The sequence below is a fragment of the Nocardioides bigeumensis genome (genome assembly GCF_039531755.1).
GTDB lineage: Bacteria > Actinomycetota > Actinomycetes > Propionibacteriales > Nocardioidaceae > Nocardioides > Nocardioides bigeumensis.
This window is the reverse complement of record NZ_BAAAQQ010000001.1, coordinates 15,809-34,362: the sequence shown is the minus strand read 5'-3', so window position 1 is coordinate 34,362 and position 18,554 is coordinate 15,809. Positions and strand designations below refer to the sequence as shown.

The following is an 18,554-nucleotide window of genomic DNA, read 5'->3' as shown; positions in this document are numbered from 1 at the left end:
CGTACTCGTACCGGCTGAGTCAACTGTGCTCCGACCTGGGTGATTCTGGGGTCTGCGACAACCCGCGCGCGTGTGTCTCGGGGAAAGATCCCGGGACCCTCTACTCGGTTCTCCGGCGGCCCGTCACGTCACCCAATGCCGACTGGGAGGCGTTCGCCGTGGTGTGCCTGATCGCGGGGGAGGAGCCGCGGTTCGAGGTGATCACCTGGCAGCGGGTGTTCGAGGTGATGAAGACGCTGGAGTGGCCCGAGGCCGATCTGGCGATCCAGCCGGTGGGTGGCAAGACGTTGGTGAACTTCGAGACGAACTTCTTCACCACCACGACTGAGCCGAGCACCCAGACGGTGCGGCTGCTGGGCCGGGAGGTTCAGATCGAGGCGACGCCGGTGTCGTACACCTGGCACTGGGGCGACGGGAGCGACGCGTACGAGACCGACAATCCGGGCGCGGAGCACGTGGATGGCGTGAAGCATCAGGTGTTCCACGTCTACACCGACGCCGACGTGACCGAGCGGCCGTCGGTCGACGTCACCTACCGAGGTCGCTACAAGGTCGAGGACGAGCCGTGGCGGCCCATCCACGAGACCCTGACCGTCACCGGTACTCCGGTCCGGCTCGAGGTGGTGACGGCGCGGGTCCATCTCGTCGGGGGAGTGTCGCACTCGTCCCCCCCGGCGTCGCGGCGGTGACGATCACCTGGTTCCTCGGCATCTGGCTGGTCGTCCGGGGGCTGGTCACGCTCGTCGGGGCAACCACGGCCGGACCGCGCTCGACATCACCTGGCTGCTGGGCCTGGTCGCGGTGATCTGGGGCAGCGCGATGATCGCGATCGGCCTGCTCACCCGCAAGGCGCTCAGCCAGGCAGGCCGGGCGTCGATGTCGGGGCCGGCTCCCGTCTGAGCACGACCGTCGCCAGCAGCGGACAGATCAGGACGGTCAACGCTCCCGCGCTGACCAGCAGCGACGCGTTGTCGCTCGTCATCTGACCGGCGTCGAGGGACACCGAGGTGACAGCGACGATGATCGGCAGCCCGGTGGCGGCGAAGGACCCCACCGCCACGCTCTCGCGGGAGCCGAGCGGCGGCCGCCGGAGCAGGCGGCTCGCGAGGAACACGGGTACGCCGCGGATCGCGATGATCAGCAGCACCACCAGCGCCAGCTCGCCCGGGTGGCTCGTGATCGCGTCCGGGTCGATCGCCATGCCCGAGGTGACGAAGAAGACCGGCACCAGCAGCCCGAAGGCGATGCCCTCGATCTTCTGCTCGAGGTGATGGTTCCCCTCGGGAACGGCCAGCCGCAGGATGAAGCCCGCCGCGAACGCCGCGAGCACGATGTCGAGGTCGAACACCTCGGCCACCGTGATCAGCGTGACCAGCATCAGCATCGTCATCCGCACGGTCGTCTGGCCGGTCGTGTCGGCCCCCTGACGGACCAGGCTCCCCAGCCGCGAGGTTCCGCGCCGGAGCTGGAGCGGCGCCAGCGCGAGGACCACCGCCACGAGCGCGAACGCAGCCAGCACGAGCAGCGACTTCAACGCTCCGCGCGTCCCCAGCAGGATCGCGATGGCCACGATGGGCCCGAGCTCGCCGTAGGCGCCGTGCCGGAGCACGGCCGCGCCGACCGGCGTCCCGAGGATGCTCTGGTCCTTGAGGATCGGCAGCAGCGTGCCGAGCGCGGTGGACGTGAGCGCGATCGCCACCGCGACCTCGTTGACGAGCTGCCCGGCGGCGGCCAGCAGGCCCACGACTCCGAACGCCAGCGCGAGGCAGGTCAGCCAGGTGCCCAGCGCGACCCGACCGGCGCGGCCGCTGAGCTCGGAGGGTTCGATCTCGAAGCCGGCCAGCAGGAACAGCATCGCCAGACCGAGCTCGCGCAGCAGCTCGACGGAGGTCTCGGTGCCGGCCAGGTCGGCCACGAAGGGCCCGATCATCACGCCGAGCGCGAGCAGCAGCACCACCTCGGGGACCAGCCGACGAGGGACCAGGGCAGCGACGAGTGGGGCCACGGCGGCCGCGAGGAGGATCCAGAACAGCGAGGTGAAGGCGCTCTCCACGTCCACCACCCCCGTTGCGCGGCTCGAGCCCGACCAGCGAGCGAACTCTAGACCCGCCGGGTGGGAAGTCCGGGTCGGCCTTGCCCTCGTCTGACAAGGTGTGGCCATGAAGAGCGCAGCGCGCCGGGTCGCGCTCGAGAGCCTGGGCTGGATCCTCGTCGTGGCCGGCATCGCCGCGCTCATCCTCCCCGGACCCGGCCTGCTCATGATCTTCGCGGGCATGGCGATCCTGTCGCAGCAGTACGACTGGGCCGAAAAGCGCCTGGAGCCGGTCAAGAAGCGCGCGCTCGGTGCCGCCGAGGAGAGCGTCGAGACCTGGCCGCGGATCGTGCTCGGCTGCCTGAGCGGCGTTGCCGTGATCGGGTTCGGCTTCTTCTGGGGTCTCGGGCCCGACGCGCCCGGCTGGTGGCCGATCGACGACAAGTGGTGGCGCTTCGGCGGCTGGGGTCCCGGTACGACGCTGATCCTCTCGGGGCTGATCGGCATCGGGCTGATCATCTACAGCTACCGCCGCTTCAGGTCTGCTTGATCGTTCCGGGGTTTCGTGACGTCGCCCAGCGGCTCCTCCTCAACGACCGGCGGCAAACCGAGCGACAAGGTCAGCGCACCGGCGTACCCTTGACCACATGAGGCACCTGATCGAGACGACGACGGCGGCACCACTCCGGCGCTGACCGTCCCTCGAGCGAGACCAGACCAAGCCCCGGAGCCAGGCTCCGGGGCTTCGTGCGTTCCTGGGCCGGCTCCACGATCCAGGAGACCGATCATGAGCAGACCAGCCGCCCCGCCCCTCGACCATCGCGAGATCAACCAGCACCTCAAGATCTTCGCCACCGACCCGCTGGCGGGTGCCGGGCTGCCGCTGTGGTTGCCCAACGGCGCGGTGATCCGCGCCGAGCTGGAGGCGTTCGCCCGCGACATCGCCCGCGCCGACGGCTGCCAGGGGGTGTACTCGCCCGTGCTCGGCAAGCGGGCGCTCTTCGAGCGGTCGGGACACTGGGCGAAGTTCAGCGACGACATGTTCCCGCCCATGCCGGTCGGTGGGGAGGAGCTCGTGCTGCGTCCGGCCAACTGTCCCCACCACACCTTGGTGTACGCCGCCGAGCGGCACTCCTACCGCGACCTGCCCGTGCGGCTCCACGAGGTCGGCGCGATGTTCCGCGCCGAGCGCTCGGGCGTCCTGTCCGGGCTGGGGCGTGTGCGCGAGATCCACCTCGACGACACCCACGTCTTCTGCCGACCCGACCAGCTCGCCGCGGAGGCCGAGCGGGCCCTGCGCAGCGCCCTGCACGCCCAGGACGTGCTGGGCCTGAGCATCGACCACGTGCGGCTGTCGCGGCGCGGCGAGGGTGACGGCTACCTCGGCGCGGACGAGGACTGGGAGCGCGCGGAGCGCCAGCTCGCCGAGGCCGCGCACGCGGTCGGGCTCTCCGAGCGAGGGCTCGAGCTGGTCGACGGCCAGGGGGAGGCGGCTTTCTACGGTCCCAAGCTCGACGTGCAGGTCGCCGACGCCCGCGGGCACGAGGAGACCATCGCGACCGTCCAGGTGGACTTCAACCAGCCGGAGCGCTTCGACCTCACCTACGACGACGCCGACGGATCGCGCAAGCGCGTGGTCATGATCCACCGCGGCACCGTCGGGTCGATGGAGCGCGTGGTGGCGGCGTTGCTGGAGCGGTACGCCGGCCGGTTGCCGTTGTGGCTCGCGCCGGTGCAGCTGTGCGTGCTGCCCGTCTCGTCTGCCCAGGACGACGCGGCCCGGAGGATCGCCGACGAGGCCCGCGGCGCGGGGCTGCGGGTGCGCGTCGAGCACGACGGCTCGCTCGGCGCTCGGATCCGGGCCAGCAGACAGCGTCGCGACTGCGTGATGGCGGTGCTCGGTCCGGCGGAGGTGGAGCACGGCCAGGTGCAGGCGATCGACCCCGGGGCTGGCCAGGACGGCGTGGTCGCGCTCGAGCGACTGGTCCCGCTCCTGCGTGACGCCTACGAGTCCCGCGGGGACGTGGACTGGCCGCCGGCCTGAGCCCACGCGCGGGCGATGACGTCGGCCATCGACCGCGGCGGCCGGCCCAGCAGCAGCCCGGCGACGCGGTTGGCGGCGAGGAACCCGTGGTCGTCGTAGTAGTCGAACATCGCCCGCAGCCCGACCCGTTTGTGCTCCGGCAGGGCGGCGCCCGCTTCGCGCTCCCACTCGTCGGGGTCGACGCGCTCGACGGCCACCGTCCGCCCCATCACCTCGGCCGCCGACTCCGCGGCCTCGCGCACCGTGACGAGCGGTCCGCCGAGCTCGTAGGTCGCGCCGACGTGCCCGTCCTCGAGCAGCATGGTCGCGGCGACCTCGGCCACGTCGGCCAGGTCGACGAGGGCGTGCGGCAGATCGACGTCGTACGGCACCCGGATCGCGGGCTCGTCGGCGAGCAGTCCCGGCAGGAGGTTCTGCGCGTAGGCGCACGGCTGGAGGATCGTCCAGTCGCGCCCGCTGCGGCGTACGACGGCCTCACCCTCGGCCTTGCCGAGATGATGCGGCATCGCGGGGAGGTAGGGCGACGCGACCGAGTGGTAGACCAACCTCGACACGTCGGCCCCGCCGGCGGCGTCGACCGCCTCGGCGACGTACCCCGACTCGTCCAGATGGAAGTTGGGAGCGATGACGTAGACGGCCGAGCAGCCGTCGAGCGCCGCCTTCAGCGAGGGCCACTCGGCGCGACCGATGGAGACCACCTCCGCGTCGCGTGCTCGCAGGGAGTCGGCCACCGCACGACCGGTCTTGCCGTGACCGCCGAGGACGGCCACGCGGGGGGAGGGAGTGCTCATGGAGGGACGCTACAGAACTTCGGGGGAACCCGCGCCGCCCCTCTCGGCGGGGTCTCCCCTGAGGGCCATCCCTGACGTGAAGGTTAAGGAGGTTCAGGCGCTCGTGCGGGCGGAAACGCCCGAGACCACCCGACCGGGGCTCAAGAACAGACGATGGTCGGAGTTGTCGGTGATCCGGGGACAACCGCCCGTTCATGCGCTAGACAGCACGCGCTGGACAGCAGCCTCGGCTCCATCTCCGGCCGGCGGCGGTCGCGGCTGAGCGAGCCGAGGTCGAGAAACCCCCGAGTGTCGGCGGGTTAGACGGCGCCCCGGGGGGTGTGGGGCGCCTGGCCCGGGCCCGGACGCGCATGGGGAGGCGGCCGGGAGCCCCCGGGCGTGTTCGGAGTCTCGTCCCCTCCCTGACGAACGTCTACCTACTAATGAATGGCGTGAGATGCCGGACGCTTCTTAGGTCACGCTCCACCCCGCCCTGGGACCGACGCCGAGCGGGACGCCCGTCCACGAAACTGGGTCAACCGGCAGACGGGCCTGCCTCCCACCCAGCGTCTCCAGGAGCAGGCTTGTCGTCGTCCCCGAGCAGCTACGCACCCACTCGAACCAAGCGCGTCCAGGTCCGGATGGGTGAGGGTTGGGCCTACGGATACGTCTGGGACTGGTCGGTCGACGACGCCGGAACCTGGTGGGTGCACATCTGGTGTCGGGGTGCGGCGGGCGAGCCACCCCGGCTGCACACCTTCCGGCATGCCGAGGTGCTGAACGCTCAGCCGAATGTCTGACGAGCTGCTCAGCTGCGGGGTCCACGCAAACGAGTCCGCCCCGGCGCTGGCTCAGGCCAGGACGCCGGGGCGGCTCCACGTTGGTAGGTCGGCAAGACACATCCCCCCAGAGGTCTCGCGCAGTTCCCCCCTACCCGTGAGACCCATTCTGCAACGAACAAGGCCCCAAGTGGCAGGAAAATCCCCCGGTTCAAGGCAAAACTTCAAGAATTGCTACTTCCGGCTCTTGCGCAGGGTCATGTCGATGCACTCGTTGTGGTCCGAGCCGCCTCGAGGTCGAGGTCCAGGACACACCATTGCCGGCGGCGGGACCGTGCTGGACCGGACCGTCGAGATGCCGACAGCACCGCCCCGGCGGCTCGGGGGGTAGCGCCGAGGCGGGCTGCTGGCGTAGGTCACGTTAACCGGACATCTTGACGCCTGCCCAGAAAATGCGGAATCCGCTGTCAGTCCTGGGCGCGGAAGACGCCGCCACGTCAGTCGAGTGAACGCATAGCGAGGCGGCGTCCGCCATTGGCGAGGGCCACGCACCCGAAAGGTCAGCGTGGCCCTCTAGCGACCGACAGCTCCTGCCGACCGCATTACCCCCCAGCTGACCGAGATCAAAGGCCCGACGAGGGAGTACATGTCGTGGCTGACGCTACGCCGAGCCGGGTGTCCGTGAATCACCCGAGAGTGTGCAATTCGTGCACGAGGCCGGCTCCCCAAATGGGATACCGGCCTTCGACCTGCGATCGAGCGTGTGGGCGATACTGGGTTCGAACCAGTTTTCATGCAACTTTCTCGGCGCGCGCGTATGGGTCTCGGTACGTCTCAGTGGGAGCGGAAAACCCGCTCTGACCTGCGCAAACGTCGGCGGCAAGTAGGGACTTGCGGCCCTTCGGGCGTACGTTCGGGGTGCTGCCGAATGGCACGCGGATTGCACGCGGATCGCACGAAGACCGAGAAGAGGGACCATGGCAGGACGCGCAGGACACCGAGGCTTCGGGTCAATCAGGAGGCTCAAGTCCAAGAGGTGGCAGGCCTCCTACGTCGGGCAGGACGGCGAGCGTCACAGCGCACCAACCACCTTCTTCGCCAAGCCCGACGCCGAGGCCTGGCTGGCCAACGAGCGGCTGCGGCTGAACTCCGGTGCGTGGTCCTCGCCCGTGGAGCGCAAGGAGGTCGTCGCCGCCAGGGCCGTCACGTTCGAGAAGTACGCCACTACCTTCATGGTCGACCGGACCCTCAAGCCGAAGACGCGTGAGCACTACGAGTCGCTGCTTCGCAAACATCTCCATCCGACGTTCGGGGCGTTGCCGGTGAAGGCCATCACCCCGTACGTGGTGAAGGCGTGGCACACGCCGTACGCCGACCGCACGCCGACACTGCGCTCCCACGCCTACGGACTGCTGCGGACCATCTTGGGCGAGGCCGTCCACGACGGAGTGATCCCGGCCAACCCGTGCCACATCAGGGGCGCGGGCAACGCGAAGAGGGTCCACAAGATCAAGCCAGCCAGCCTCGCGGAGCTGGAAGCGATCACGACGGCCATGCCGGAGCGCTACCGGCTGATGGTGCTGCTCGCGGCGTGGTGCGGGCTGCGTTTCGGGGAGTTGACCGAGTTGCGGCGCCGCGACGTGGACGTGAAGGGCGGCGTTTTGCACATCAGGCGTGGTGTTACGCGGGTGGGCGGCGAGTACGTGATCGGCACCCCGAAGACCGACGCTGGCACCCGAGACGTGTCGATCCCGCCGCACCTGCTGCCCGTGGTCCGCGAGCACCTGACGAGCAACATCACAGGAGGGCGCGACGGGCTGCTGTTCCCGGCCACCGATGGGGTGAGCCACATGGCCTCGTCGAGCCTCTACAAGGTGTTCTACAGGGCTAGGAGCCTCGCGGGGCGGGACGACCTCCGCTTCCACGACCTTCGCCACACCGGGGCAGTTCTCGCAGCATCCACGGGAGCGACGCTGGCGGAGTTGATGGCTCGGCTGGGCCACTCCACCGCTGGCGCGGCGCTGCGCTACCAGCACGCCAGCCAGGACCGGGACAAAGTCATCGCTGAGGCCCTGTCGGCGTTGGTGCAGCAGCGCTGAGGGGTCGTGCTCGCTGCTCACCCGAGGATGGCGAGGCCCGCGCCGACCAATGTGATGAGCAGTCCCCGGACCTCCCAGCGCATCGCTGCCGTGGCTGCCTGGCGACCCTCCTCGTGCCGGGTGGTCACGAGATGGTCCAACGCGGCGATGCGTTTCGACAGGCCGTCGGCTACCTCACGAGCGCTCTGACGATCCTGCGCGCGAACGTCCTGCACGCTCTGTGCGAGAGCGTCGACATTCTTCGCCAGCTTGTCCACCCGCACGGCAATGTCGTCCTCGGGCCTGATGGGATGCCAGACCAAGATGGTGCCGGCCATTGCCGCTGAACTTGCCATCGCTGCTCCTCCCACCTCGATGTTGATCGACTTCGTGAGGCCCAGGGTTCGGCGCACCCAACCGTGGGCGGCGCGCCACCGCGCGGTGAGGCCGGGCTCGAGATCCGCGATGGAGACGCCGCTGTGTTGGCCCAGGTACGCAACGAGGGTGACCAGAATGCCTACGACGGTGAGCAGGTTGCCGAACGCTTGCATTGGGGCAGTGTGCCTGGCGGCAGCTCCAACCCTTCGCGCGGCGCGCGCCTTTGCGGGCAACGGCGCCAGAGCTCCAGAACCGCAAGCTGAGCGCCTTGGCACCCATGGATGCGGGTCGTGGGCAGGGCGGCGCGGGCGAGGGCGTCAGCTCAGGCGAAGAGGCCCCGTCCAAGTGAACGGGGCCTCTGTCGCGTGCTGGGGCTACTGGGCGGCGACGGCCTTCTTCGCCGTGGTGCGCTTCGCCGTGGCCTTCTTGGCCGGAGCCTTCGCGGCGGGGACCGCCTTCACGGGGCGGCGAGCCTTGAGGGCCTCCGCGAGCTGGAAGTCCGCGACGGCCTGCCACATGAGCGTCACGCTGCTGCCGGTGGCCTCCGCGAACTTGATCGTGAGGTCCGGGGACGGCACGCCCGCCTTGCGGAGGATGCGCGACAGCCCGGCGACCGATGCGCCCATCTTCTCCGCGACGGCGCTCTGGCTGAGGCCGGTGTCCGCGATCACGCCGCGCCACACGTCGCCGGGGTGGACCTGGGTGTCCGTGGTGGTGGTCTTCGTCATGGTGGTTCGCTCCTTGGTTGGTTGGTGACCGCAACGTCGCACCACCGCCCGTGCGCAAGGCAACAGCGCGTAGGAGTCCCCGTGACGCGCCAGTGCCGCGCCTCCCGTCCACAAGGACGGCAGGAGGCGCGGCACCTTCGTTGACCTCGACGCGGCCCCTAGCCCGCCAGCCGGATATGGAGTGACAGCCGGACGGGTCTGCGTCGAGGCGACGTTCTCAGGCGGATCAGGTCAGGACCAGCTTGCTGAGCGCCGTGGGGCGAGTGACAGCAACGGCCAGACGCTCCTCCCCGATGACGGTGCGCGTGTTGGTGGCGAAGTTGTCGGCGCTGGTGCCGATCTCAAGGTGTGCGCCCCCCCGCCGGTAGAGGGTGACGCCGGACCCGACGACGACCCAGACGTTGTCGGAGGGCACGGCGGGGCTGCTGACGATGCGGACCCCGTGGAGCATGGTCGGGGCCGTCGAGAGGATGTCCACGTTGTAGACCCCGCTCGTGGTCGCCTTGGACTTCCGAATGGTGGCCACCACGCTGGGCGCGGCCAGGATCGCCGAGGGAGTGCTGCCGGAGACGGACTCCTGGGCGCTGATCGCGTCGGCGATCATGTCCACGATGGTCGTCCCGGCGCCGGTCGCGGTGAGCACACCAGAGGTCGCAGCGAAGGTCGTCAGGATCAACGCGTTCTCCGCAGCGATCAGGGCCGCCATCAACTCCGACTGCAAGAACGCCAGCAGGTACGGGGCATCCTCGGCCATCTCGGTGGAGAACTCGGCGCGAGCGGCCAACTTGGACAGGAGAACGTCCACGGCGGCGAACGAGATGCCCGCATCGGGCTTGAGCGCACCCTCGGCGACGACAGCGGCGGTGCCAGCGGTCGTCCTGTAGTAGCGCACCGACGGACCGTCGGCGGCCTGCTGCTGGAACAGGGTGGCGATGGGGAACTGAGTCGGGTGCAGCCCGCCCTCGACGTAGGTGCCCGAGGTGGGGAGCAGAGCGCCCGTGGTGATCGCGGCCTTGACGTTCAGGTCGGCCCGGTAGGCGGTCCGCGACTTCGCCGCGTGGATGATCCCGGCCTTGTCGGTGTCGGAGAACAGCGAGCCCGACGCTGTGGGGCCGTGGGTGTCCTCGACGTTGGTGAGGCCGACGACGGAATCGACCAGCGCCTTGCCAGCGATCTGCTTGTCGATGGTCTTGACGGAGGAGAGGCAGGCTGTGACCTGATCGGTCTCGGACGAGGTGAGCTCGCGGCCTGCGGCCTGGGCGCGCTCCACAATGTCGCGGGCGCTCTTAATGTTGACGATGCGCTTCTCGTGGAGCGCAGTGGACGTGGACATGAGGTTGCTCCGATTGCACGGCGCAGTAGCGCAGCGTGCTGGAAGGGGAGCAGTGCCTGGCGGAGCGGCTCACTCACGGGCGTGGAGGCTCGCGGTGCATGGCCCAACGGGGTCGCTGGCCGACTTACGCCGCTAGGGCTCCTCGTCCTTGGCCCCTAGGGGCTCCTCGGACTTGGCCTTCGCCGTACGTCTCGTCGGCATCTTTATTGTTACACAGACATGAATGCGGCGTCTGCTTTAGTGAGATCTGATTGGCCGACGGCACCTAGAATCAGTTGATGGTGATCAAGGTGCGGATGTTCGCCGACGACTACAGCGGCGTCGCCCTATGGCGCGAGCATGGCGGCGACGGGCGGCTGCCACCTATCCCTGATGACCTCCAAGCTGATCTCGACGCATGGATCGACAACTGGGAACTCCTGCACGGGTCCAAGTCGTGGCCAGCCAACGCCATGTTCGACCACGACATCCGGGGCTGGGACATCGCACAACGGCTACAGCGCGCTTTCGGCCCGGACTACTACGTCAAGTTCGAGTTCGAGACAGACGAAGCTCGGGCAACGGTCGCAACCGACACTCCGCCACCAGTTGGAGCGCGTCCGCCTCGCCCGCGTGCGCGATGGGGGTGGGTCGCCGGGAGGGAAAGAGGGAACTAACGGAAGAGTGGCTCGGTGGCGCGGTCACGTTGTGGCGTTAACCCCCTTACCAGCGGGCGCTCGGGTCTCGGTTCGGCAACGGCCCTGGTCAACAGCGCGCCTCGGAGTTCACCATCGACGCATGTCTGCCCGGCTTGGCCTGGTCGTCGCCAGCGCCGCCATGGTCGTGACCCTTGGCGCGTGCGAGGACGAGCCGCCTTCTGATCGTGTCGAGGGCAAGTGGGTTCTGCTTGAGGGCACATCACCCAGCGGCGCGTTCACGGGGGTGCGCAGCTACGGCGTCACCCTTGAATCTGATGCTCACGGCAACGATGGGGTCGTGGGTGGTCGCACTCCGTGCAACAACTACGGCTTCCAGCCGTCATACGACGGCGGTGCCCTCGTGGGCGACGGTGTTGACCGCACACTCCAAGGTTGCCGTGGTGCCGCTGGGGAGGTGGAGAGCGCGTTCTTCGAGGCATTAGCGCTTGTAGAGCACGTCGACGAGGAAGAAGACCGCTTAACTTTGACTGGCCCAGACGCGAGTTTGCTCTTCGAACGCGGTCCCGTGGGGAGCTAAGCGCCGAAGGAGCGACCGGGGGCACCCCGGTCCCGATAGGGGCCTGCGCGGGGCTCAGCTCCGCGCTGCTGGCCCGCTGGATGCCGGTGCCGCGCCCGCTGCCCAAGGAGACGGTGGCTCCATGACCTCGACCCGCTTGCGCGACCTGTACGACCGGCACATCGACGCGGGCGATGACGGCGCCGCCGAGCAGGTGGCGGGCTTCGTGGACGACGTTGAGGCCGGGGTCCTCACTGAGGCGCAGGCGCTCGCCGCTCTGGCGTCGGTCTGACGCTCGGGCTCCAGCCCGAGGATGCCTCCATCGTGGGTCGATCCTGGGAGTCCTTGCGCTTGCGGGGCTTGCGTCTGTGGTTGCGGCGAGGCATCACTCGTTACCCGCGCGGCCGTCGGGGTCGAGGAGGGAGGCCCGGAGCTGGTCGGCGAAGTCGGGCACAGCTACAGCACCGACCCGGGCGAGCCGGTTGACCAATCAGAACAGCATCCCTGGCACTCCGGTCGGGTCGTCCATGACCTCGTTGAGCACGAGGTCTAGGGCGTACTTGTCGCCGGCCAGCCAGGCCAATACGGCTCGGGTGGCGCGGGTCTCGTCGGCGTGGGTGGTGGTGGCGCTGAGGGTCATGGCTTCTCCTTGGTGGGGCGGCGCGGGCTCACGACGCGTGGCCTTCTTGGCCGGCTAGGCGCTTGCCGGTGACGTACGGGCCGAGCTGCTCGTGGGGTGCGCAGTGGGCGCAGTTGCAGCCGGTCTCCCCGTCCACATCCGGCGACAGCACCCAGAAGGACTCCTCGCCGTTGGCGTTGACGCAGACCGCGACGGCGAAGGCTCCTTCGAGCAGCGCGAGCTGGTTGGTGTCGATCTCGGGCCGGAGGTCGTGTGCGGCTTGGGTCATGGTGTGGCTCCGGTCGTTGGCATGGTGGCGGTCTTCATCGAGGTGGGTGCGGCGGTCGGCTTGTGGGTGCTCGCAGGCTCGAGCGTGGCCGTCGGAAGGTCGGCAGGCATCACGTGCATCACGTCGTCCGGCGAGGGTGTCTTGGTGTCGTCGTCAAGCACCTGCGCGAGCACTCTCCTCATCGTCGCCAGCCACTTGTCCGTCTGGGTTGTGGGCACGACGAAGCAGACAGATGCCTCGTGCTTCCAGAAGTCCCCGTCACTCCACGGGCTAGTGACGCCGATCTCGTACAGGAACCCACAGTTGTCGTAGAGATCGTCGGTTGGGCACCGGTGCGGGTCGTCCTGTAACTGCGGGTAGCGCTGCGCCTCGCTGAACTCGTCGGCCAGCGCCACGGTGACGCGGGCTACGATCCCCGCCGCCCAGCGGCGAGCACTCAGCACCTGTTCTGGCGTGTAGCCATCCAAGGCGACTTCGACCTGCTCGATGTGGACGTGCCGATGCGGCCGGGCCTTCCACTCGGCCCGAGTCAAGGGAACGTCGTCGCCCATGTCGTCTCGCTTCGTGAAGCGCTTCTCCCACTTCGGGGCGTCGACCTTGATCTGGTACATCTGGCTGGGGTTCTTGGACATGGACTTCACAACCATTCCGAGTAGGGGCGACCGTCGATCAGGGCGACGTGACCCGGTGGTACGCCGTAGGACGCCGCAGGTGAGGCGGGGGCGAGCGCAGCGAGGCCTCCGTCCGAGCCGGAGGCGTGGTCCTCATCGACCTCCTCCTCCCTCCTCCCTTCGGTCGGTCGGTCGGTCGGACGGTCGGTCGGACGGGTGCCGTTCTGCCCGGCGTCCGGAACGGCGTCCGGAACGGCGTCCGGAACGCGTCCTGTCACACACCCACGCTTGGGATCGCAGAGGCTGTGGTCGTTGTCGCCGTGGAGCCTGAACCTCCGCCTGCGCAACTTGGCAGCCGCACGGTCGCGCTCCTCGTCGGCGGCGCTCGGCTGGTCCACGAGGAACGTCAGGATGGTCCAGCCGCTCTCGGTCGCCTGCCAGAGCCCGACCTCCACGAGCTGGGCGGCGGCGGCCACCGGGTCGTCCTCGTCGGTCACCCTACGCAGCGCGAAGCCAGGGATCGTCCCGTCCGTGCCGTGCTGGTTGCACCACACCATGCCCTCAACGTGCATCCAGCGGATGCCGCGTGGCAGTTGGAGGAGACGCGGGTCGTCGGGCAAGGCGCTGTCGATCTTCGTCCACGTCACCGCGCGTCGCGGATGGTCTTCGGTCTCAGCAGCGTCGCGTGGAGTTCTTCGAGGTCCACGCGGACAACGCGCGGCCCAAGGTCGTAGGCGTTGAGCCGCCCATCGTTGATCCAGCGCCGCATGGTCTTGACGTCGACGCCGCAGTAGTCGGCGGCCTCCGGGACAGAGATGAGGCGGCGGCGGCTGATGGGCGGCGCCGTGGGCAGGGGTGGGGTCTTCTTGGGCATGGCTCGGTCTCACTCCGTGTCCAGGCGCGCATGGACGCCTACGAGGGTTGACGAGCCTCAGCTATGGGTGGTCAGACCAACCCGCTGCTCGCGTGGGTGCGACAGAGCACCCGACTAGTTCCAGGGGACCACGCGGCATGCGGGTGTAGCAAGCGATGTCGGCGGAATCGGCTCCCTACTTGCGGCAGCGCCGCGCGGCGCTGGCCAGGCCGTCCCGTTGCCGCTGGGCGGCACGCCAGGACCCCGCTTGCATGGCACGCCCGGATGGCACGAAGACGGACATGAGACCCGCTCGAGCGGCTCATCCGAATGGTTCAGGGATTGCACGCGGGGCTGGGTTTGGTGCCCATACCGGCTCTGACCTGCGGTTATTCAGTGGGCGATACTGGGTTCGAACCAGTGACCTCTTCGGTGTGAACGAAGCGCGCTACCACTGCGCCAATCGCCCCTTGTCGTGCGGCGGGAACTCTAACGCATGCCCCCCAGCCGCCTCACATCGTCACCCGGCCGACGCCTACGGATCCTGGTCAGCTGCTTCCCGCTCGCGCCAGGTCGCCTGCACCTGCTTGGTGACCGGCCCGACGTCGTACGTCTTGTCGTCCCACCGCACGACCGCTTGCGCGTCGCGGGTGGTGGACGCCAGGAAGACCTCGCTGGCCCGCGCGCGCACCTGCTCCAGCGGCTCGTCGATCTCGACGGCCCCGCTCCACTCGACGATCAGCGCGCGGGTGATGCCGGCGAGGCAGCCGGAGGCGATGGTCGGCGTGCGCAGCTCGCCGTCGACCACGTAGAAGACGTTGGAGCCGGTGCCCTCGCACAGGTGGCCCTGCAGGTTGGCGAAGATCGCCTCGCTGGCGTCGCGCTCGTGGGCGTGGTGGAGCGCGATGACGTTCTCGGCGTACGACGTCGACTTCACCCCCGCCAGCGCGCCCCGCTCGTTGCGCGGCCACGGCACGGTCACGACCTCGGTCTTCTCGGGCCAGCGACCAAGGGGAGCGACGGCGACGACCAGCGTGGGCTCCGCGTCGCCGCGGCCCGAGCCCAGGGGAGCGGGTCCGGCGGTGTAGGTGATCCGCAGCCGCCCGGCCGGCTCGTCGTACCCGTCGAGCACCGCCTCGATCCCGCGGCGTACGACGTCGTGGTCGATCTTGGGCAGCGCCAGCGCGGCCGCCGAGTCGTCGAGCCGCGCGAGGTGCCTGGTCAGGGCGAACGGCGTGCCGTTCACGACCTTGATCGCCTCGAACACCCCGTCTCCCACGGTGAACCCGTGATCGGTGATCGCCACCGCCGGAGCGGTCGCGTCGTCGAGGAGGCGGCCGTTCATCCATACGCGCATGGTCGCCACTCTAGGAGTGTGTCGGGGCTGGATTTTGGGCGCCCCAACGGTTCGGCTATGGTTCTCAACGCACCTCGCCGGGGACGTTCTCGGTGAGTCGCAAGCGGACGTAGCTCAGTTGGTAGAGCGCAACCTTGCCAAGGTTGAGGTCGCGAGTTCGAGCCTCGTCGTCCGCTCGGAGCGGGTCTCGGCAGACCCATCCACGGTGGGTTGGCCGAGAGGCGAGGCAACGGACTGCAAATCCGTGTACACGGGTTCAAATCCCGTACCCACCTCGAAAGATCACATCTCCATCGGGGCGATTGGCGCAGCGGTAGCGCGCTTCCTTGACACGGAAGAGGTCACTGGTTCAAACCCAGTATCGCCCACCAGCACGTTTCTGCAGGTCAGCGGCGCAATGGGCCCCTCAGCCGAAGGCCGAGGGGCGCCCGCCGTCTACGTCGTGATGACCGGATGGCTCGCGAAGCCCTCGAACATCCTGCGCAGGTCGTTGAGACTGGTCTCCCGGGACCGAGCGGTAAGCAGACCCCAAGCAGCGTCACCCGAGTTGGCGAACCAGAAGAGTCGCGCGAGGCCTGAGCGAGTCTGTGAGGGAACCACCACGCCCGAGAGCCCTGTGTCGTCACTCCACGACCACTCTGAATCGCTTCGGAAGCGATAGCGGGCTGCGGAGAGGCTTTCTCGCTGCAGACCGAAGCTGGTCGTCACCGCGGTGGCGGCGCAGCCCTCCGGCGCGCAGCACGTGACGTGCTCGCTCTCGTCAGGCACCACGGGGAACCCCTCGACGCAGCCTTGGATCTGGTCGGGCGTCAAGAAGCGCTCCGCGAACAGTCGCAGCGGCGAGTTCCCGGAGGACGGGTTGACCGACAGCTCGAAGGCCTCCGGCACCGGGAACTTGGTCTCGTCGACCCCGATGGACTCGAGCAGCTGGTTGGCGACGTCGCGCGTGAGGGGATCGCTCGTCCGGTTCTCGGACTTGAACTCCGCCGAGCCAGGGTGTTTCGCGGTGTCGACGTCGTACAGGACGAGCTCGACGACGTCGTCGCCGGTGTCTCGCACCTCGTCGACACCTGGTGCCACGTAGGTCATCAGGTACGCGTGCAGGCTCGGCGTGACCGGTTGGATCGCCACGATCTTGTTCGGTCCCGGCCGTTTGATCGAGTCCGGGAGACCGTGTGCGTCGGTCGTGAGGGGGTCGCCGTTGTTGAAGTCGACGTAGAAAGTGGGGTGCTCCCTGAACGTGCACCGCACCTCGGCATATTTGGAGTCGGTCGGCGCATTGTTGGTGCACGGCGACTCGAAGACCTCCCGCATGACATCCGGGTCGCCGAAGTGTCCGAACGTGTCGACCTCGACCACCGTCGAGATGGGGACGTCGTGGCCCATGCCCGTCGGTCCACCCGTCGGGGAGTCCCCACCGTCGGGCGACGGGCGCGTCAGCGCGTACGCGCCCATCCCACCGACGATCAGCGCGACGAGCGCTGCGGCCCCCAACACTTTGCCGCGGCCGCGTGCCGACGCAGGTTCGTCTGGACCGGTCCGTCCGGGCCCGGCCCGGCCGGGAAGAAGCCGCTCCTCGCGGGGCATGGACGAGCTCAGCTCCGCAGGGGACGACGCTCCGAGAGGCCCAGCATTCGGAGGCTCCTCGCCGGGTGCCGCATCCGCCGGCGGGTCGGGTGCAGTCGGCGGAGTCGCGGGAGGCGCCTCGTCGACCGGGGCGGGCGCCGCGGATGCCGACAGCGGGTCTGCGGGCGGGGGCCCCTGCTTGAGGGCTGCCTCGATCTCGCGCCAGCTGGTGTAGCTGATGCGCGGGTTCTCCTGCAGCTCGCCGAGCAGCCGGCGGGCAAGGGCGTCCTCGCGCGTGCCGAGCCTGCCCTTGAGGGTGGCGATCACGACCAGCTGACGCTCCCAGTCGAGCGGCCCGGAGATCTCGCGCTCGAGCTCGCCGTAGTAGGTCATCGGGATGTCCGGACGTGGAGCGGTCACGGGGGGACGGATCCCTGGCTGGATGGTGCGGAGCGCGTGTGAGAGCCGCGCCAGGGAGGAGCGACCCTCGAGCTCGTAACGGACCCAGTTCGCGTCGGCGATGGCTCGGGGACACAAGCGGGGATCGACGCGAGCGACATCGATCGGCACGAAGGGCACGCCCACCGTCGCTGCCCAGTTCGTCTCCTGGTAGCACGCCTCGGAATCCAGGTAGTGGGGGGACAGGACGGGCAAGAACACGTCGGAGGCCTCGATGCGGTCGAGCAGCGTGTCCCACCAGCGCTGGCCACCCGTCATGTCGGAGTCGAAGAAGGGCTGATAGCCCAGATCACGCAGCTCGCCGACCAGCGCGTCGACGATGGCCACGTCGGCGCGCGCGTAGCTGATGAACAGCTGATGCTGGCCCTCGTCGCGCCGGGTCATGGGACCTCCTCCGAGCTCCCCCGAGACCCGGCGATCCGCCTGTTGCTCCGAGCACCAGGATCTGCCGACTCTGCCTCGCGCGCAAGGGCCTTACCGGAGCCCTCGGATGTCAGGCGCCGCCCCCGCCGGTGCGGGCCGCGCGCCACATGGTGTGCTCACGGGAGATGGCACCCTCGGCCGAGTCGACGAACTCGCTCCACTCGGCCTCCCCGAGCGGTTGCGCCAGAAGCACGCGGATCGACGTCAGCTCCTGGTGCGCGATCGTGTACGCCGCGGCAAGGTTGCCGAACTGCTTGGCCTGGGTCCAGGCAGTGGCCGCGGCGATCAAGGTGGCGACGACGCCGAGCAGCGTGCCGGGCCCGAACGGCCCGAAGTCGGTTTCCGGGTCCAGGCTCACCACCGCCATGGCGGCTCCCAGGCACTCCATCAGCAGTACGCCGATGCTCCAGCGGTAGCTGTTGGTGGCAGACGTGCGAGCCCTCAGGGCGTACCAGGCGCGCTGGTCGTCGATCCGGGCCGCCTTGTACAGCTCCTGCCGCTCCGTGAGCGGCAATGCGCGTGAGCCTCGCATCCACCCGGTGATCTGGTCTTCCGCAGTCTCCGAGGGAGGTGTCACGTTCACCCGGGACAGGTCGGCGATGATCGCGTCGAGCCGGCTGACGAACTCCCGGTCGACCTCGGCGTCATCCAGCTGCCGACCGAACGGCATGGCGCAGGTCGCGTAGCGCCAGCACAAGGTCTTGACCGACTCGGCCGCCGCCCGCCCTTGGTGCCAGTCGGCCAGGGGATTGCTCGAGGTCCGTGCCGCCCGCATGACGATCGCCAGCACGAAGCCGCACGCGGCCATGAGGCGGGCCGCGCGGTTGTCGATCGCGCCCAGGAGGGCTCCCAGGATGACCACTGACAGCTCGAAGCGCAGCATCCAGAGGTGCCGGCGCTGACCGCGCGACGACGCGTCGTCGGCCATGGTGAAGACGCTCGAGTAGTGCGGCGCTGAGGCCACGAGGTCCATACCGTATCCATACCGCACTTCGTCCCGCCGGGCATCGGGAGCGGGTCGCCTGACGCAGCCGGGCACCA

General features: G+C 69.0%; 20 protein-coding genes, 4 tRNA genes and 1 pseudogene. 11 read left to right on the top strand and 14 right to left on the bottom strand.

Features of this window, described 5'->3' with window-relative positions; all coding sequences use genetic code 11:
* Positions 1-158: 158 nt before the first annotated feature.
* Both ABD295_RS00200 and ABD295_RS21115 read left to right on the top strand, forming a co-directional pair.
* Complete coding sequence (locus tag ABD295_RS00200; RefSeq protein ID WP_344301457.1) at positions 159-689, top strand: hypothetical protein; 531 nt, start codon at positions 159-161, stop codon at positions 687-689.
* A pseudogene (locus ABD295_RS21115) lies at positions 686-730 on the top strand (hypothetical protein); the annotation flags it as partial. The gene ABD295_RS00200 and the pseudogene ABD295_RS21115, both read left to right, overlap by 4 nt.
* A 123-nt stretch (positions 731-853) precedes the next feature.
* Here ABD295_RS21115 and ABD295_RS00195 read toward each other — a convergent pair.
* The gene (locus ABD295_RS00195; RefSeq protein ID WP_344301455.1) at positions 854-2,053 is read right to left on the bottom strand and encodes a cation:proton antiporter; all 1,200 of its coding nucleotides are present in this window, start codon (positions 2,051-2,053) and stop codon (positions 854-856) included.
* A gap of 106 nt (positions 2,054-2,159) precedes the next feature.
* On the opposite strand from ABD295_RS00195, the gene ABD295_RS00190 reads away from it, so the two are divergent.
* Together ABD295_RS00190 and thrS are read left to right on the top strand one after the other, a co-directional pair.
* Positions 2,160-2,582, top strand: coding sequence for a PGPGW domain-containing protein (locus ABD295_RS00190; RefSeq protein WP_344301454.1), 423 nt, complete (start codon positions 2,160-2,162; stop codon positions 2,580-2,582).
* A gap of 237 nt (positions 2,583-2,819) precedes the next feature.
* Positions 2,820-4,076, top strand: a complete 1,257-nt coding sequence (thrS, locus tag ABD295_RS00185) for a threonine--tRNA ligase (RefSeq protein WP_344301453.1) — start codon at positions 2,820-2,822, stop codon at positions 4,074-4,076.
* Here the strand turns inward: thrS and ABD295_RS00180 are convergent.
* Positions 4,037-4,867, bottom strand: coding sequence for an SDR family oxidoreductase (locus ABD295_RS00180; RefSeq protein WP_344301451.1), 831 nt, complete (start codon positions 4,865-4,867; stop codon positions 4,037-4,039). The two genes, thrS and ABD295_RS00180, sit on opposite strands and share 40 nt — an antisense overlap.
* Before the next feature lie 1,735 nt (positions 4,868-6,602).
* Between ABD295_RS00180 and ABD295_RS00175 the strand changes: the two genes are divergently transcribed.
* Positions 6,603-7,724 (top strand): tyrosine-type recombinase/integrase, encoded by a 1,122-nt coding sequence (locus ABD295_RS00175; RefSeq protein WP_344301450.1) that lies wholly within the window; start codon positions 6,603-6,605, stop codon positions 7,722-7,724.
* A gap of 17 nt (positions 7,725-7,741) precedes the next feature.
* Here the strand turns inward: ABD295_RS00175 and ABD295_RS00170 are convergent, their stop codons facing one another.
* The 3 genes from ABD295_RS00170 to ABD295_RS00160 form a co-directional block, all read right to left on the bottom strand.
* Complete coding sequence (locus ABD295_RS00170; RefSeq protein ID WP_344301449.1) at positions 7,742-8,254, bottom strand: hypothetical protein; 513 nt, start codon at positions 8,252-8,254, stop codon at positions 7,742-7,744.
* Between the two features lie 201 nt (positions 8,255-8,455).
* The gene (locus tag ABD295_RS00165) at positions 8,456-8,809 is read right to left on the bottom strand and encodes a helix-turn-helix transcriptional regulator (RefSeq protein WP_344301448.1); all 354 of its coding nucleotides are present in this window, start codon (positions 8,807-8,809) and stop codon (positions 8,456-8,458) included.
* A 226-nt stretch (positions 8,810-9,035) separates the two neighbouring features.
* Entirely contained in the window at positions 9,036-10,142 is a 1,107-nt protein-coding gene (locus ABD295_RS00160) for a phage major capsid protein (RefSeq protein ID WP_344301446.1), read from the bottom strand.
* Between the two features lie 278 nt (positions 10,143-10,420).
* Between ABD295_RS00160 and ABD295_RS00155 the strand changes: the two genes are divergently transcribed.
* From ABD295_RS00155 to ABD295_RS00145, 3 genes are all read left to right on the top strand, one after another.
* Entirely contained in the window at positions 10,421-10,798 is a 378-nt protein-coding gene (locus ABD295_RS00155) for a hypothetical protein (RefSeq protein ID WP_344301445.1), read from the top strand.
* Between the two features lie 121 nt (positions 10,799-10,919).
* Positions 10,920-11,357: an META domain-containing protein gene (locus ABD295_RS00150; RefSeq protein ID WP_344301444.1), complete on the top strand. Its 438-nt coding sequence runs from the start codon at positions 10,920-10,922 to the stop codon at positions 11,355-11,357.
* A 121-nt stretch (positions 11,358-11,478) separates the two neighbouring features.
* Positions 11,479-11,628, top strand: a complete 150-nt coding sequence (locus ABD295_RS00145) for a hypothetical protein (protein ID WP_344301443.1) — start codon at positions 11,479-11,481, stop codon at positions 11,626-11,628.
* A 198-nt stretch (positions 11,629-11,826) separates the two neighbouring features.
* Here ABD295_RS00145 and ABD295_RS00140 read toward each other — a convergent pair whose 3' ends face one another.
* From ABD295_RS00140 to ABD295_RS00110, 7 genes are all read right to left on the bottom strand, one after another.
* Positions 11,827-11,976 carry a hypothetical protein gene (locus ABD295_RS00140; protein WP_344301442.1) on the bottom strand — a complete coding sequence of 50 codons (150 nt, stop codon included), beginning with the start codon at positions 11,974-11,976 and terminating at the stop codon, positions 11,827-11,829.
* Between the two features lie 28 nt (positions 11,977-12,004).
* Positions 12,005-12,244, bottom strand: a complete 240-nt coding sequence (locus tag ABD295_RS00135; protein ID WP_344301441.1) for a hypothetical protein — start codon at positions 12,242-12,244, stop codon at positions 12,005-12,007.
* Positions 12,241-12,876 carry a hypothetical protein gene (locus ABD295_RS00130; RefSeq protein ID WP_344301440.1) on the bottom strand — a complete coding sequence of 212 codons (636 nt, stop codon included), beginning with the start codon at positions 12,874-12,876 and terminating at the stop codon, positions 12,241-12,243. Before ABD295_RS00130 ends, ABD295_RS00135 begins: the two co-directional genes overlap by 4 nt.
* Positions 12,877-12,881: 5 nt before the next feature.
* Positions 12,882-13,502 carry a hypothetical protein gene (locus tag ABD295_RS00125; protein ID WP_344301439.1) on the bottom strand — a complete coding sequence of 207 codons (621 nt, stop codon included), beginning with the start codon at positions 13,500-13,502 and terminating at the stop codon, positions 12,882-12,884.
* Entirely contained in the window at positions 13,499-13,729 is a 231-nt protein-coding gene (locus ABD295_RS00120) for a helix-turn-helix domain-containing protein (RefSeq protein WP_344301438.1), read from the bottom strand. The genes ABD295_RS00125 and ABD295_RS00120 overlap by 4 nt, the downstream gene beginning before the upstream one ends.
* A 376-nt stretch (positions 13,730-14,105) precedes the next feature.
* A tRNA-Val gene (locus tag ABD295_RS00115) sits at positions 14,106-14,177 on the bottom strand.
* A 66-nt stretch (positions 14,178-14,243) separates the two neighbouring features.
* The gene (locus tag ABD295_RS00110; RefSeq protein WP_344301437.1) at positions 14,244-15,065 is read right to left on the bottom strand and encodes an aminotransferase class IV; all 822 of its coding nucleotides are present in this window, start codon (positions 15,063-15,065) and stop codon (positions 14,244-14,246) included.
* Positions 15,066-15,168: 103 nt separating this feature from the next.
* Here ABD295_RS00110 and ABD295_RS00105 point away from each other — a divergent pair.
* The 3 genes from ABD295_RS00105 (at position 15,169) to ABD295_RS00095 (ending at position 15,436) form a co-directional block, all read left to right on the top strand.
* Positions 15,169-15,241: transfer RNA gene (locus ABD295_RS00105), tRNA-Gly, on the top strand.
* 28 nt (positions 15,242-15,269) lie between these two features.
* Positions 15,270-15,340: transfer RNA gene (locus ABD295_RS00100), tRNA-Cys, on the top strand.
* Between the two features lie 21 nt (positions 15,341-15,361).
* A tRNA-Val gene (locus ABD295_RS00095) sits at positions 15,362-15,436 on the top strand.
* A gap of 64 nt (positions 15,437-15,500) precedes the next feature.
* Here the strand turns inward: ABD295_RS00095 and ABD295_RS00090 are convergent.
* Both ABD295_RS00090 and ABD295_RS00085 read right to left on the bottom strand, forming a co-directional pair.
* Entirely contained in the window at positions 15,501-17,474 is a 1,974-nt protein-coding gene (locus tag ABD295_RS00090) for a toll/interleukin-1 receptor domain-containing protein (RefSeq protein ID WP_344301436.1), read from the bottom strand.
* A 109-nt stretch (positions 17,475-17,583) separates the two neighbouring features.
* A complete protein-coding gene (locus ABD295_RS00085; protein WP_344301435.1) occupies positions 17,584-18,486 on the bottom strand; it encodes a DUF4231 domain-containing protein in 903 nt (300 codons plus the stop codon).
* Positions 18,487-18,554: the final 68 nt, after the last annotated feature.